The organism is Promicromonospora panici, from assembly GCF_900608595.1.
Taxonomy (GTDB): Bacteria; Actinomycetota; Actinomycetes; order Actinomycetales; family Cellulomonadaceae; genus Promicromonospora; species Promicromonospora panici.
In genome coordinates this window covers 147,963-162,731 of the sequence record NZ_UWYY01000017.1, presented here as the reverse complement: position 1 = coordinate 162,731, position 14,769 = coordinate 147,963, and the positions used below count along the sequence as shown (strand labels likewise).

General features: G+C 70.7%; 14 protein-coding genes. 6 read left to right on the top strand and 8 right to left on the bottom strand.

Annotated elements, in window-relative coordinates; all coding sequences use genetic code 11:
• Positions 1–93: 93 nt before the first annotated feature.
• Positions 94–717, top strand: a complete 624-nt coding sequence (locus EW117_RS20450) for a SanA/YdcF family protein (protein WP_129788538.1) — start codon at positions 94–96, stop codon at positions 715–717.
• Between the two features lie 45 nt (positions 718–762).
• On the opposite strand, the gene EW117_RS20445 is transcribed toward EW117_RS20450, so the two are convergent.
• From EW117_RS20445 to EW117_RS20430, 4 genes are all read right to left on the bottom strand, one after another.
• Complete coding sequence (locus EW117_RS20445) at positions 763–1,245, bottom strand: hotdog fold domain-containing protein (protein WP_129788537.1); 483 nt, start codon at positions 1,243–1,245, stop codon at positions 763–765.
• 57 nt (positions 1,246–1,302) lie between these two features.
• A complete protein-coding gene (locus tag EW117_RS20440; protein WP_129788536.1) occupies positions 1,303–2,937 on the bottom strand; it encodes a succinic semialdehyde dehydrogenase in 1,635 nt (544 codons plus the stop codon).
• A 126-nt stretch (positions 2,938–3,063) separates the two neighbouring features.
• Positions 3,064–3,552, bottom strand: a complete 489-nt coding sequence (locus tag EW117_RS20435) for a GNAT family acetyltransferase (RefSeq protein WP_242504407.1) — start codon at positions 3,550–3,552, stop codon at positions 3,064–3,066.
• Positions 3,549–4,673, bottom strand: coding sequence for a GuaB3 family IMP dehydrogenase-related protein (locus EW117_RS20430; RefSeq protein WP_129788535.1), 1,125 nt, complete (start codon positions 4,671–4,673; stop codon positions 3,549–3,551). Before EW117_RS20430 ends, EW117_RS20435 begins: the two co-directional genes overlap by 4 nt.
• 174 nt (positions 4,674–4,847) lie before the next feature.
• Here EW117_RS20430 and EW117_RS20425 point away from each other — a divergent pair, with 174 nt between their 5' ends.
• A complete protein-coding gene (locus EW117_RS20425; RefSeq protein WP_129788534.1) occupies positions 4,848–5,570 on the top strand; it encodes an exonuclease domain-containing protein in 723 nt (240 codons plus the stop codon).
• 32 nt (positions 5,571–5,602) lie between these two features.
• Here EW117_RS20425 and EW117_RS20420 read toward each other — a convergent pair whose 3' ends face one another.
• The gene (locus EW117_RS20420; protein WP_129788533.1) at positions 5,603–6,247 is read right to left on the bottom strand and encodes a Rid family hydrolase; all 645 of its coding nucleotides are present in this window, start codon (positions 6,245–6,247) and stop codon (positions 5,603–5,605) included.
• Between the two features lie 355 nt (positions 6,248–6,602).
• Between EW117_RS20420 and EW117_RS20415 the strand changes: the two genes are divergently transcribed.
• On the top strand, positions 6,603–8,216 hold the full coding sequence (locus EW117_RS20415) for a flavin monoamine oxidase family protein (protein ID WP_129788532.1): 1,614 nt from the start codon (positions 6,603–6,605) through the stop codon (positions 8,214–8,216).
• Positions 8,217–8,318: 102 nt separating this feature from the next.
• Here the strand turns inward: EW117_RS20415 and guaB are convergent, their stop codons facing one another.
• A complete protein-coding gene (gene guaB, locus EW117_RS20410; protein WP_129788531.1) occupies positions 8,319–9,833 on the bottom strand; it encodes an IMP dehydrogenase in 1,515 nt (504 codons plus the stop codon).
• A 67-nt stretch (positions 9,834–9,900) separates the two neighbouring features.
• Complete coding sequence (locus EW117_RS29825) at positions 9,901–11,127, bottom strand: MerR family transcriptional regulator (RefSeq protein ID WP_207211956.1); 1,227 nt, start codon at positions 11,125–11,127, stop codon at positions 9,901–9,903.
• Between the two features lie 190 nt (positions 11,128–11,317).
• Between EW117_RS29825 and EW117_RS20400 the strand changes: the two genes are divergently transcribed.
• A complete protein-coding gene (locus tag EW117_RS20400) occupies positions 11,318–11,605 on the top strand; it encodes a WhiB family transcriptional regulator (protein ID WP_020016179.1) in 288 nt (95 codons plus the stop codon).
• Between the two features lie 90 nt (positions 11,606–11,695).
• On the opposite strand, the gene groES is transcribed toward EW117_RS20400, so the two are convergent.
• The gene (groES, locus tag EW117_RS20395) at positions 11,696–11,992 is read right to left on the bottom strand and encodes a co-chaperone GroES (protein WP_129788530.1); all 297 of its coding nucleotides are present in this window, start codon (positions 11,990–11,992) and stop codon (positions 11,696–11,698) included.
• A gap of 333 nt (positions 11,993–12,325) precedes the next feature.
• On the opposite strand from groES, the gene EW117_RS20390 reads away from it, so the two are divergent.
• Together EW117_RS20390 and EW117_RS20385 are read left to right on the top strand one after the other, a co-directional pair.
• Complete coding sequence (locus EW117_RS20390) at positions 12,326–13,594, top strand: class I SAM-dependent methyltransferase (RefSeq protein ID WP_129788529.1); 1,269 nt, start codon at positions 12,326–12,328, stop codon at positions 13,592–13,594.
• Positions 13,591–14,763: a glutamate--cysteine ligase gene (locus tag EW117_RS20385; RefSeq protein WP_129788528.1), complete on the top strand. Its 1,173-nt coding sequence runs from the start codon at positions 13,591–13,593 to the stop codon at positions 14,761–14,763. Before EW117_RS20390 ends, EW117_RS20385 begins: the two co-directional genes overlap by 4 nt.
• The last annotated feature ends 6 nt before the right edge of the window (positions 14,764–14,769 follow it).

The window sequence follows — 14,769 nt, the reverse complement described above, 5'->3', positions numbered from 1 at the left end:
CGGGCGGCAAAATGTCAGGTCACCGGCATTTCGAGTTACCGACCACCTGACTTTCTGCCGACCACTCGCAGACGGACGCGGTAGCGTTCCGGCGTGACTCCCCTCAAGGTTGCCTCCGTTGTCGCGGGTGCGCTCGCGCTCGCCTTCACCGTGCCTGTCGCCGTCGTGCAGGCCACCGGCCACGCCCGGGTGCGGTACGACGCGACCGAGATCGAGAAGGCCGACGCCGTGATCGTGCTCGGCGCCGGGCTCCGCCCCGACGGCACGCCGTCGACCTACCTGCGCCGCCGTGTCGAGGGTGGCGCCGAGCTGTACCGCGCCGGCGTCGCGCCGACCGTGATCCTGAGCGGCGACGCGCACGACAACGCCGACGGCACCAGGTACGACGAGCCCGGCTCGATGCGCCGCTGGATCCTGGACAACGACCTCGGCGTCCCCGATGACGCGATAGTGCTGGACCGCGAGGGCTTCAACACCACTGCCACGTGCCGACGCGCGTACGACCTGTTCGGTGTGCGCACCGCCGTCGTCGTCACGCAGGACTATCACCTGCGCCGCACGCTCTACTCCTGCGTGGAGGCGGGACTGGACGCCGTCGGGGTGGGCGTGAGCGCCGCGAGCACGGTTCCCGTGCAGGCGGCCTGGTGGCACGTGCGGGAGCTGCCCGCCAGCTGGAAGGCCGCGGTCCGATCCCTGGCCCGCCGCCGCCCCCGCTGACCTGTCAGACGCGCAGGTCGCCCGGGGACGTGAAGGTCTGACAGGTCACTTCTTCTTCGGGGTGACCCACAGGTGGATCGTGCCCTGCACCACCACCGTGCCGTCGTCCAGTGTCGCGCGCACGCGCACCGGCAGGTCCCGGTCGTCGCCGTCCCACTGGTCCTGGTCGGTCTCGGCAACGCAGGTGACGTCCCCGGTCGACTTCGCGAGGTAGGCGACCTCCATACCCTTCGGCAGCCAGCGCTTGTCATCGGGCACCGTGGCCTCGGCGAGCGCGCCCATGGCCATCTCGAGCCCGTTGCAGACGGCGATCGCGTGCACCGTGCCGATGTGGTTCCGGTTCCGCCGCCGGTTGGGCACCACCACCTCGGCGCGGTTCGGCAGCATGTTTACCACTCGCGGCGCGATGCTGCCGAAGTAAGGGGCCTTGAAGGTGTAGGCCAGCGTGAAGATCCGCTTGCCGAGCAGCCCGCCGATGACCGGCAGGGAGTTGGCAGACTTCCAGAAGGCGTGGAGCGGCGTCGTCATGCGGGCGAGCGTACCCGCGCGCGGTGACGACCGTTCACCGCACGCTCGACCTTCGCCTCACGGCATGCGCAGCTTGCGCATCGCCTCCAGGGCGATCGTCAGCACCCGGCTCGGCGTGTCTCCGCCCAGGCCGTAGAGGCTGTCGAGCGTGGCGCCGAACCGCGCGCCGCGGGACGTCACGACGGTCTGCTGCCGCGTCATCCCGTCGATCGACGCCACCCCGTGCCGCGCGCCGACGCCGGAGGCCTTCCAGCCGCCGAGCGGTGCGGAGACAGAGCCCCAGGCCATCGTGTACCCGTCGTTGATCGCCACCGAACCCGTCTCGACGCGCGCCGCCACGCGTCGTGCCCGGGCGATGTCCCGGGACCAGACGGCGGCGTGCAGGCCGTACTCGGTGTCGTTCATCACGGCGACGGCGTCCTCGTCGCAGTCGACGCGCGTGATCGTGACGACGGGTCCGAACGTCTCCTCACGGGCGACCGCTGCCTGCGCCGGGACGTCGTCGAGCACGGTCGGCGCGTAGAAGTACGGGCCGACATCGGCGCGGTGCACACCGCCGGCGAGCACGCGCGCGCCCCGGGCCAGTGCGTCGTCCACGTGCGCCGACACCTTGTCGAGCTGCGCGGCGGACGTCAGCGATCCGACCTCCGCCGAGTAGTCCAGGGCTGGGCTGAGCCGTAGGTTCCGCACGGCGCGCACGAACTTCGCGATGAACTCCTCGGCGATGGCCTCGTGCACCACGAGCCGTTCGATGGACACGCACAGCTGGCCCGCGTTCGAGAAGCAGGCCCGCACAATGCCCGGAATGGCCGCGTCGATGTCCACGTCGTCGGCCACGTAGAGGGCGTTCTTGCCGCCCAGCTCCAGCGTGGCGCCGATCAGGCGTTCGCCCGCGCGCGCCGCGACCTTGCGGCCCGTGGCGGTCGAGCCGGTGAAGGCGATGTGGTCCACGTGCTCGATCAGCGACTCGCCGACGTCGGGACCGCCCGCGACCACCTGGAACAGTCCGGCGGGCAGACCGGCGTCGTCCAGGGCCTCGGCCGCCCACAACGCCGTGAGAGTGGTCTGCGGGTCGGGCTTGAGCACCACGGCGTTGCCGGCCAGGAGCGCGGGCAGCGCCTCCGAGAGCGCGAGCACCAGCGGGTAGTTCCACGGCGAGATCGCGCCGACGACGCCCACGGGCCGGCGGTGCACCTGCACCCCCGCGAGCAGCGGCACCATGCCCGGCACCCGGCGGGCCGTGAGGTAGCGCTCACCACGCACGGCGTAGTGCCGGGAGACCTGGGCGATGTCCGCGACCTCCTCGAAGGCCGCACGCCGCGACTTGCCGGTCTCGAGCTGGATGAGGTCGAGCGCCTCCGACTGCCGTTCCAGGACGATCCGGCCGAGCCGCTGGAGCACACCGGCACGATCTCGTACCGACAATCGCGCCCAGCCGCGCTGCGCCACGCGCGCTCGGACGGCGCACGCGGCGACGTCCTCGGCGGAGGAGACCGGGAACGTCACGAGCGGTGCGCCCGTGAACGGGCACATGGACCGGTGCGTGCCCGATCCCTCGGAGGTCGCGATCCGAGCCACCAGCGGGGCCATCACCCCTGGCTCGAGGACGAAAGTCCCCTGCGGGTGCTCCGGGTCGAGCACACCGCCGACCGCACCACTAGCCGCTGCGTCGGCTGCTGCGTCGTCGATCATGGCGGCCACCCTACGCGCAAAACCCTGCGCCACGTATTGATAGGTGTGTGAAACTGACTTTCATAGCGGTCCGCCCCTGCGACTGCAAGCGCAGGGCCCTCCGCCCTGTGGAATCAGCCCTTGAAATCAGCTCGGCTCGACCCAGCGGCCGAGCACCGCGCACTGCTGGTCGGCATAACCCAGGCGCTCGTAGAAGGCGACCACGTCCTCGTTGGTGGTCCGCACCATGAGCTGGATCTTGCGCGCTCCACGTGCGACCAGCCATGCCTCGGCGGCGACCACCGCCGCCCGGCCCAGGCCCGTGCCCCGCGCCTCGGGTGCCACGGCCACGTAGTAGAGCCAGCCCCGGTGGCCGTCGTGGCCGGCCATCGCGGTGGCGGCGACCCTGCCCTCGGCCCGCGCGACCAGGACCGTCGAGCCGTCGCCCGCGCGGGCCTCGGCGATATCGACGTACGGGTCGTTCCACGGCCGGGTCAGCCCGCAGGCCTGCCACAGCTCGACGACCTGCTCGACGTCGGCATCCGTGATCTCGACGAACACGCCGTCCGCCGCGGGAGCGGCGGCGAGGACAGGGGCGAGCGGCTCTCCGCCGGACAGCGCGTGCACAGAGGTCACCGCGGCTGGTACGGCGACACGACGACCTCGACCCGCTGGAACTCCTTGAGGTCGGAGTAACCGGTCGTGGCCATGGCGCGCCGGAGCGCCCCCACGAGGTTCAGGGTGCCGTCGGCCTGCTTGCCCGGCCCGAAGAGGATCTCCTCGAGCGTGCCCACCGTGCCCACCTCGACGCGCTCGCCGCGCGGCAGCTGCGGGTGGTGCGCCTCGGGGCCCCAGTGGAAGCCCTGGCCGGGCGCCTCGGCCGCCCGCGCGAGCGCGGCGCCGAGCATGACGGCGTCGGCGCCGCAGGCCACGGCCTTGACGACGTCGCCGGAGTGGCCCACCCCGCCGTCCGCGATGACGTGCACGTACCTGCCGCCGGACTCGTCGAGGTAGTCGCGGCGGGCCGCCGCGACGTCGGCGACCGAGGTAGCCATGGGCGCGTGGATGCCGAGGCTGACGCGGGTGGTGTGCGCGGCGCCGCCGCCGAACCCGACGAGCACGCCCGCCGCGCCCGTCCGCATGAGGTGCAGCGCGGCGGTGTACGTCGACGCCCCGCCGACGACGACCGGCACGTCCAGCTCGTAGATGAACCGCTTGAGGTTGAGTGGCTCGGCGTTGCCCGACACGTGCTCGGCCGAGACCGTGGTGCCGCGGATGACGAACAGGTCGACGCCGGCGTCGACCACGGTCTTGTAGAACTCCTGCGTGCGCTGCGGGGTGAGCGCACCGGCGACGGTCACACCGGCGGCCCGGATCTCCTTGAGCCGCTGCGTGATGAGCTCCGGCTTGATGGGCTCCGAGTAGATCGCCTGCATGCGGCGCGTCGCCTCGTCACCGGGCAGGGCCGCGATCTCGGCGAGCAGCGGCTCGGGCGACTCGTAGCGGGTCCACAGGCCCTCGAGGTCGAGCACGCCGAGGCCGCCGAACCGGCCCAGCGCGACGGCACTGGTCGGGCTCATCACGGAGTCCATCGGGGCCGCGACGATCGGCAGGTCGAAGTGGTAGGCGTCGATCTGCCAGCCGACCGAGACGTCCTTCGGGTCGCGCGTGCGACGGGACGGCACCACCGCGATGTCGTCGAAGGAATAGGCGCGCCGCCCGCGCTTGCCGCGTCCGATCTCGATCTCGTTGCTCACCCGGCAAGCCTACCCATCGGACCTGCCACTGCGCGCCGCGGCCCCGTGATGTGCGCGGGTGTCGTGAGCCTCAGTGTCAGTGACCGGTGGCAAGGTTCTCCATGGACGCACCGGGCGCCCCGGGCACAGCTGGACGACACGGCCCGGAAAACCCGGACGAGCAGGGAGGACACCATGAACGAGACCTGGATCAACAGGCCGCTGCTGGGCTTCGACACGGAGACGACAGGGGTGGACGTCGCGGGCGATCGCATCGTCACGGCGGCTCTCGTGCTGCGTACGCCGGGCGTGGGCACGGAGGTCCGCACCTGGCTGATGGACCCGGGCGTCGAGATCCCCGAGGAGGCCGCGGCCATCCACGGCATCTCGACGGAGCATGCGCGGGCGCACGGCGTCGAGCCGTTGGAGGCGCTCGAGGAGATCGCCGCCGTGCTCGCCGGCCACCTGGCTGACGGCGTGCCCGTCGTTGCCTACAACGCGGCCTTCGACCTCTCCCTGCTCGACGCCGAGCTGCTGCGCCACGGGCTCAAGAGCCTCCCCCAGCGCCTGGGTCGCCCGGTCGAGCCGGTGGTGGACCCGCTGGTCATCGACCGCTGGCTCGACCGGTACCGCCCGGGCAAGCGCCGTCTCGGGGACCTGTCCGAGTGGTACGGCGTCACGTCGGACGGCGACCTGCACACTGCCGAGGTCGACGTGCTTGCCACGCTCGACGTCCTGGAGGCTCTGGCCCGCAGGTTCCCGCAGCTCGCCCGGATGCCCCTGACTGACCTGCACCAGCAGCAGATCGGCGCGCACCGCCAATGGGCGGTGAGCTTCAACGACTGGCGCCGTGAGCAGGGCATGGAGGGGCCCGGGGCGTCCGGGACATGGCCGGTGCAGCACGCGGCGGGCGCCTGACCTGCCGTCCCGGACGCCCGGCGCGACTGGGGTCAGCGGGAGCGGGGATACACGGCGTCGACCTCGACCTCGACCAGCCAGCCGTCCACCGGGAGGTTCTCGACCTCCAGGGCGAATCGCGACGGGCGGGCGTCGTTGACGACCATCGGCTCGGTCGTCGCCGACCCGAGCTGGACGTCGAGCACCTCGCCGGTGGACAGGTTCGTGTTGGCGAAGAACTGGCGGTAGGCCCGGTTCCAGCCGGCGAAGTCCATCTTCTCCTCGCCCTCGGGGTTCTGCAGGAACACGCGCATGGAGATGACGTCGTCGTACCCGAGGCCGGCCCGCTCCAGGTTGTCACCGATGCGTGTGAGGGCGTTGATGCCCTGGGCCTCGGTGAGGGTCACGCCGTCGGACAGCTCGCCACCGGGAAAGACGTCGGTCGGGATGTAGCGCTCCTCCGGTGACGCGCCCGGGGTGGTGTTGCTCGCGGCCGGACCCAGCCCGGAGGACTTGTACCAGGAGACGTTCTTGCCGATGGCCACGCCGTCGGCGATGAGCGGAGTCTCTCCGGTGACGAACGAGTGGGCACGATCAGGATCGGGCCGGAAGACGTGCGCGGCGGCGAATGCGGTGCCCGGGACGGCGACCGCGGCGGTGACGACGACGGCGGCGATGAGCTTCGTGCGGTTCTTCATGGTGCTCCTCCAGCTGACCGGTCGGGCACCACGACGACGCCCGGATCCGGCGGCCCGGCGGCTGGCACCGGATGGCGCGTGACGCTAACCACGAGGCGTTTCCGAAGGATGACCGTCGCGGGTCGGTCCGGGAACTTGTCCGGCGACGGCGGCGGCGTTCTCCCAGCAGGGACGGTGATCTGCGGGAATGCCCCGAAACAGCATCGTTACTCCGGGCAATTGCGTCGAAACCGCGCAGACCTGGCTCCGTGACCTGGCTTACATAGCGTCCGACGTGGTGCTGACGGCGGCTCCCGGCGTTCGGGACAGGATCTCGCCGCCCCGTCAGGCCTTTCGAGACGAGAGGTAGTCCAACGTGGTCACCGAGAACAACACCACCAGCGTCTCCCGCCGCAACTTCCTGCAGGCCGTCGGCGCGGGGTCCAGCGCCGGCGTCATGTTCGCGACGATGGGCGCCATGGGGCTGGCGCCTACCGCCGCGGCCCAGCCGAGAGCCGAGTCCTGGGCTCCCCCGCGAGGAAGCGACTTCACGCTCACCGGCCGTTCCGCGAAGAAGGTCGTCGTCGTCGGAGCGGGCCCGGCCGGCCTCACGACCGCCTATGAGCTGCAGAAGGCCGGCTACCAGGTCACAGTGCTCGAAGCCCGGCACCGGCCAGGTGGACGCACCCTCACCATCCGAGGCGGTGACTCCGAGACCGACGTCGACGGGGTCACGCAGACCGCGCGGTTCGCCGACGGCATCTACCTGAACGCCGGCGCGGCCCGCATCGCGCAGTGGATGGTCACCATGGACTACCTCCGCGAGCTGGGTGTGCCGTACGAGGTCTTCACGAACGCGAACGCCGACGCCTATATCTACAACGAGCGGTCCGGCGCGACGCCGGGCAACCCGGTGCGCTACCGGACCGCCAAGGCAGACGTGCACGGCTACACCTCCGAGCTGCTGCACCATGCCACCGACCAGGGGGCCCTGGACCAGAAGCTGACTGCCGAGGACAAGGAGAACCTGCGTGCCTACCTGCGCACCTGGGGCTCGCTCGGGTCGGACGGCACGTACGCAGGCGGCAGCAACCGCGGTTTCGAGGTCTATCCGTCCGCATGGAACGAGCACGGGACCCCGCTACCCGGCCCGGGCACGGTCTCCGACGTGCTGGCCTCGAAGGTGGGTCAGTACTTCCCGTTCGAGCTCAACTGGGAGCAGTCGATGCTCATGTTCCAGCCGAAGGGCGGTATGGACACGATCTACCGGTACTTCGTCCGTGCCATCGGCGAGCGCAACGTGAAGTTCAGGTCCCCGGTCACCGGCGTCGAGAACACGAGCGGCGGGGTCAAGGTCACCTACACCACGCCGAACGGCAGGGAACGGCAGATCGAGGCGGACCTCGCGGTCGTCGCTGCGCCAGCGGGCCTCATGCGCGGGTGGGACACGAACTGGGGGCCGGAGATCGACGCGGCGCTCGGCGAGTTCGCCGTGGGTGCCCCGTCCGGCAAGATCGGCCTGCAGTACCGGTCGCGGTGGTGGGAGGACGACCACCGGATCTTCGGCGGGATCACCGAGACCGACATGGATCTCGCCCACCTCTGGTACCCGTCCTACGGGTACGGCGAGCGGAAAGGGCTGATCGTCGGCTACTACAACACCGGCGCCAACGCCCGCGCGTACGCCGACATGGCTCCGAGGCAGCGCGAGCTGCGCGCCGTCGAGCAGGGTGTGAAGATCCACGGGGAGAAGTACCGCACCGAGCTGGACAGCTCGTTCTCCATCGCCTGGCACAAGGTGCCCTACATCGAGGGCGCCTGGGCCTTCCCGAACACCACCTCGGCGGGCTTCAAGCTACTGCAGCAGGGGGCGGGCAACGTGTATTTCGCGGGCGACTGGATGTCCGAGATCTCCGCGTGGCAGCACGGCGCCTTCTGGTCCGCGAGATACGCGGTCCAGACTCTGCACGAACGCGTCATGTCCAGCTGACGGCCCGACACGTCGATCATGGTTGTGGGCGCGATCGTGCGCCTAAACCGGGCACGTAGGCGCAACGATCACGCCCACAACCAAGATCGAGCAGCGCAAGAATCAGAAGCCGCTGTAGTTGGGGGACTCCACGGTCATCTGCACGTCGTGCGGATGGCTCTCCTTGAGCGACGCCGACGTGATGCGGATGAACTTGCCGTTGGCCTGCAGTTCGGGGACGGTCCGCGCGCCGGTGTAGAACATGGTCTGGTGCAGGCCGCCGATGAGCTGGTGGGCCACCGTGGACAGCGGGCCCTTGTAGGCGACCTGGCCCTCGATGCCCTCGGGCACGATCTTGTCGTCGCTCGTGACCTCGGCCTGGAAGTACCGGTCCTTGGAGTAGGACTTCTTGCCGCGCGAGGACATGGCACCCATCGAGCCCATGCCGCGGTAGGTCTTGAACTGCTTGCCGTTGACGAGCACCAGGTCGCCCGGCGTCTCCTCGCAGCCCGCGAACAGCGAGCCCAGCATCACGGTGTCGGCGCCGGCCACGATGGCCTTGCCGATCTCGCCGGAGTGCTTGAGGCCGCCGTCGGCGATGACGGGCACGCCCGCCGGCTTGCAGGCCAGTGACGCCTCGTACACGGCGGTGATCTGGGGTACGCCGACGCCGGTCACGACGCGGGTGGTGCAGATCGAGCCCGGTCCGACGCCGACCTTCACGGCGTCGGCCCCGGCGTCGACGAACGCCTGGGCGCCCTGGCGGGTGGCGACGTTGCCGCCGATCACCTGGACGTCCTTGGTCGCCGGGTCGGTCTTGAGGCGCTTGACCATGTCGATCAGCATGCGGACGTTGCCGTGGGCGGTGTCGGCGACGAGCACGTCCACGCCGGCCTCGATCAAGGCGGTCGCACGCTGCCACGCGTCGCCGAAGTAGCCGATCGCCGCGCCCACCATGAGGCGGCCCTGGCTGTCCTTGGACGAGTCGGGGAACTGCTCGGACTTCACGAAGTCCTTGACCGTGATCAGGCCGGTGATGCGGCCGTCCGGGTCGATCAGCGGGAGCCGCTCCAGCTTGTGCTTGCGCAGCAGCAGCGTGGCGTCGTCGCGCGAGATGGTCGACGGGCCGGTGATCAGCGGCTGCGGCGTCATCACCTCGTCGACCTTGGTGGTGGCCCACTCGGCGACGGGCGTGAAGCGCAGGTCGCGGTTGGTGACCATGCCGATCAGCTTGTTGTCGGCGTCGACCACGGGGAAGCCGGAGATCCGGAACTGGCCCGCGAGGGTGTCGAGCTCCTCGAGCGTGGCGTCCGGGCCGATCGTGACCGGGTTCGTGATGATGCCCGTCTGCGTCCGCTTCACCAGGTCCACCTGGTAGGCCTGGTCCTCGATGGAGAGGTTGCGGTGCAGGACACCGAGGCCACCCTGGCGCGCCATGGCGATGGCCATGGCGGACTCGGTGACCGTGTCCATCGCCGCTGACAGCAGCGGGATCTTGAGCGAGATCTCGCGCGTCAGGCGAGACGTCGTGTCGATGTCCGACGGCGCCAGGTCGGAGTAACCCGGAAGCAGCAGGACGTCGTCATAGGTGAGCCCGAGGAAACCGAACGGGTCGGCCGGCGAGGTCTGGTCCGTCATGCAGCAAGTCTACGGCCGGTGCGGCAACAGATCCTGGCCGGGCCGTGGTACCGGCCCGAGGCGTGCGTCACCTCGCTTTGATGACCGCCAGCACCTCGTGCAGCAGGCCGGTGAACGAGCGCACTCGCTGCACCGTCGGGCCGAAGGGCAGGTCCGTCGCCGCGGCGTCGGCCCGCAGGCCCACGAAGATCGGCAGCTCGGGGTAGCTCTCGTTCACCGCGTGGACGACGTCGAGGTCCGGCTTGTTCTGCGTCGTCGCCAGCACCACCGCCGTCGGGCGGACCATGGTCACCAGTTCCACCGAGCGGTGGGTGCTCGCAGGGCCGGTGACGATCCGCGCCATCGAACCCTGTGCGGCCAGCGCCGCGGCGAGCGCGTGCGCCGACAGGGGCACCACCTCGTCGGGGGCGGCGAACACCAGGACGATCTTGCGCATCCGGCTCGGGTGGTTGGCCGGTGGGCCGCCCGCCTCGACCATCACGCGCTCGAACTCCTCGGTGTAGTTGCGCAGCGCACGCAGGGCCGACGTCGCGAGCACCACCTCGGGCATCTCACCGGGGCCGGCGAGCACGGTGCGCTCGGACAGCCGCAGCCAGGCCGGCTCCACGAGATCGGTCCACCAGGTCGCCGGATCACCCTCCGGGCCGAGCACCAGGAGGTTGTCGCAAGCGGTCCGGCTGTACGCCAGAGCGGCGTCGACCAGGGCGGAGACCCTTCCGGACGTCGGGGCCGGGCCGGGCACCGCCGTCCGCGGGCCGGACCCGGTGGGGGCGTCGCCGCCCGTCGCCCCGCCGGGCAGGGCGCGCAGGCGTGCCCTGCCGCGTGGTTCCTCGGGCTGGTCGCCGTCCGACGCCGTACCCGGCGCGGGCGCCTCGTCCTCCGCCCCGTCGGGCGCCTCGACGGTGCCGAGAAACTTCTCCGCGAACTCGGGCTCCTCCGCCTCCTCAGAGTCGTCCGACTCGTCCTCGACCTGCACCGCGGGCAGCGCCGGCGCGGTCCGGGTGGCGACCTCGAGCTCCGCGTCACCGGCCTCGACGGCGGCGCGCGCCGCATCCACGGGCGCCACGCCCTCCAGCGTGAGCCGGCGCATCACGAGCAGCCGGGCGACGTCGTCCGGCGTGTAGCGACGGTGCGATCCGGCGGTACGACCCGACGGGCCGAGCCCGTACCGACGGTCCCACGTACGAAGGGTGGCTGGCGCGACCCCGAGGCGTCTGGCTACCGCTGCGACGGCCAGTCCGGGGCTGGAGGTACGTGACCCGCCCGAGTTCTGGGCAGGCCGCGAAGATGTCATGGACTCGATTCTGCCGACCCGGACCTCTCTGCGCCACTGCGAAACCCGGCGTGCCGCCGATCTCGGTGGAATTCGGTTCACATCAAGACAAAACCGGTCAGGCTTGACGCGCTTACGGTGACCGGATTCGAACCCGTTGACTCGAAATTGCCCCTTGAACAACTTCTGCACAACTTGTAGGTTGTTCGCCATGACGGAGATCTCGAGGCTTCCCGGTCCGGTGATGGAACTGTGGGAATGGCAGTACCAGGGAGCGTGCCGCGACGCGGACGACACCCTGTTCTTCCACCCCGAAGGCGAGCGCGGGTCGACCCGCCGGCGGCGTGCAGAGGCCGCCAAGGCGATCTGCCGCTCCTGCCCCGTGATGATGCAGTGCCGCGAGCAGTCGCTCCGCGTCCGTGAGCCGTATGGCGTCTGGGGCGGGCTCAGCGAGGACGAACGGTCGGCGATTCTCGCCGGCAAGTCCGTCTCGGCCTGAACAACTTCCAGCGCCGAAGTAGGCGGGAACGGCAAGGGCCCCGCACCATGTGGTGCGGGGCCCTCGTCTTCTACCTGGCGCGAGCTGAAATCAGCTCGCGACCACGGCGAGGACGTCGCGGGCCGAGAGGATCAGGTAGTCCTCACCCGCGTACTTGACCTCGGTGCCGCCGTACTTGGAGTAGATCACCTTGTCACCGACGGCGACGTCCAGCGGCACACGGTTGCCGTTGTCGTCGATGCGGCCCTGGCCGATGGCCAGAACCTCGCCCTCCTGGGGCTTCTCCTTGGCGGTGTCCGGGATGACCAGGCCGGAAGCGGTCGTGGTCTCGGCTTCGAGAGCCTTGACGACGATCCGGTCCTCGAGCGGCTTGATGGGGACCGACACGTCGGACCTCCTCTTTCATGAGCGGATCGAGAGATCTGCTTCGTGGTGGACTGAGTGGCTCGAACGTTCGACGGTCCGCCGTCGTCGCGGGTGCCGGCGGGCACGAACGTCTGGGCCCTCCGACGCAGGCCCCGGGGACCGGGTCCCGCGGCGGTGGACAACCCCAAATCTAGGTCGGCACTAGCACTCGGTCAAGGCGAGTGCCAATGGCGTGAACCTGGTCACGCGGCGGACGCCGGATCCGAGGCCCGCGCACCGGAATCTCGCCATCCCCACGAAAAGGTTCCGTCGAGCCACTCGTCACGACCAGGACATACGTGGAAAGATCTTCCCATGGATGCGGCGATTCTGAGCAAACTGCTCAGCCCAGACGGCTGGGCCCTGCTTGGCGCCCTGCCGCCCTACGACGAGCGGCACGCGATGAAGACCGTGACGACTCTACGCGCCAAGGGCATCGCACCGGACCTCGCGGCCGCCGTGGTGACCCAGTCCCGGCTGCGCGCCCGGGCGCGGAACAAGTTCGGCGACTTCGCCGACGGGATGCTCTTCACCGCGGACGGCCTGGAGCAGGCCACCCGGCTCCTCGTCGCCGCCCTGCACGCCCGCCGCTACCTGGAGGCGGGCGTCACCGCGCTCGCCGACCTGACCTGCGGCATCGGCGCCGACTCCCTGGCCTTTGCCGGGACCGGGCTCCGCGTCCTGGCGACCGATCTGGACGAGTGCACCGCCGCCATCGCGCAGTGGAACCTGCGCCACTTCCCCGAGGCGGACGTGCGGCACGCCGACGGGTTGTCGCTCGACCTGCGCGCCGAGGGCATCGAGGGCGTCTACGCCGACCCGGCGCGCCGCGTGAGCGGTGGCTCGGGCGGCCGGAGCCGCCGGGTCTTCGACCCGCGGGCCTACGAACCGCCGCTCGACGCCGTCTGGGCGCTGCGCGAGACGGTGCCCGCCGTCGGCATCAAGGTGGGGCCCGGCATCGCGCACGACGGGCTGCCCGACGACGCCGAGACGCAGTGGGTCTCCGTCAACGGCGACGTGGTCGAGGCCGGTCTCTGGTTCGGCCCGCTCGCGCCCGACGGCCCCGGCCGCTCGGCGCTCGTGCTGCGCACCTTCACCGACGACGACGGCAAGGAGCACACGCTCAGCCGCACGGTCCGGGGCGACGACGGCGCGCCGGACGTCGGCGCCGTCGGGCAGTATCTCTACGAACCTGACGGAGCCGTCATCCGCGCCGGCCTGGTGGGCCAGGCTGCCGCCGAGCTGGGCGGACGCCTCGTCGACCCGACCATCGCGTACGTCACCACCGACGACCCCGCCGACCTGCCTCCGGCCCGCCCGGTGGAGACCGCTGGGGCACAGGCCCCGATCGCCACCGGCTACCGGGTGCTCGACACCATGCCGTTCGGCCTGAAGCGGCTCCGGTCGTACCTGCGGGACCGGAACGTCGGGCGGATCACGATCAAGAAGCGCGGCACCGCCGTGGTGCCTGAACAACTTCGCAAGCAGCTCGTGCTCACGGGGACCGAGGAGGCGACGATCGTGCTCACACGCGTGGCAGGCAACCAACAGGTGCTCCTCGTCGAACCACTGGGACCCGTATGAGCTCGCCGGCCCGGCTCGGATTCGGCAAATCTCCACGCTCCACCGTGGGCCTCGAGTGGGAGATCGGACTCGTCGAGTCCGATAGCGCGAACCTCTCCCAGTCCGGGCCGGAGGTGCTCGACGCCGTCGCGCGCGACGCCGCCGCTGCCCCGCGGGACGATGCGGCGGGCTATGTTCCGCACGTCACCGGCGAGTTCATGAAGAACACCGTCGAGCTGGTCACCGGTGTCAGCCGGACCGTGGGCGACGCGGGGGCGGACCTGACCCGCCTCCTCGACCGGGTGCGGGCCGTGACCGACCCCATGGGCCTCGACCTGATGGGCGGCGGGACGCACCCGTTCGCGCGAGCGGCCGACCAGCTGGTGGGCGACAAGGAGCGCTACGCCCGCATCCGCGAGCGCACCGGGGTCTGGGGCGCGCAGCTGATCATCTGGGGCCTGCACGTCCACGTCGGCGTCGAGCATCGGGACAAGGCACTGCCGCTGATGCGCGCGATGCTCACCTACTTCCCGCACCTGCAGGCGCTGTCTGCGGGGTCGCCGTACTGGGCCGGCCAGCGCACGGGGTACGCGTCCAACCGGTCGATGCTGTTCCAGCAGATCCCGAGCTCCGGGCTGCCGGTCGCTTTCCAGACCTGGCAGGAGCTCGAGGCGTACGCGGGCGACATGCTGCACGTCGGCGCCGTCGAGGCGTTCAACGAGGTCCACTGGGACGTGCGCCCGTCGCCGAAGTTCGGCACGCTCGAGGTCCGCGTCTGCGACGGCCCGACCAACCTCACGGAGGCGCTCCGGCTGGCCGCGCTCGTGCACTGCCTCGTGGAGCACCTGTCCACCCAGCTGGACCAGGGCCGGACCCTGCCGGAGCTGCCGCCGTGGTTCGTGGAGGAGAACAAGTTCCGCTCGGCGCGCTACGGGCTCGACGCCACGGTGATCCTGGACGCCGACGGCAACCAGGGGCCGGTCGCTGACGCGATCGGCAAGCTGCTGGTCGAGCTGGAGCCCGTCGCGCAGCGGCTCGGCTGCGCCGCGGAGCTGGCCGGGGTACGGGACATCGTCCGCGGCGGGGCCTCCTACCAGCGGCAGCAGGCGGTAGCGGCGGCGCACGACGGCGACCTGGTCGCGGTGGTCCGCGCGATGGTGCAGGAGATGCGCCAGGGCCACCCCCTTTGACCTTCT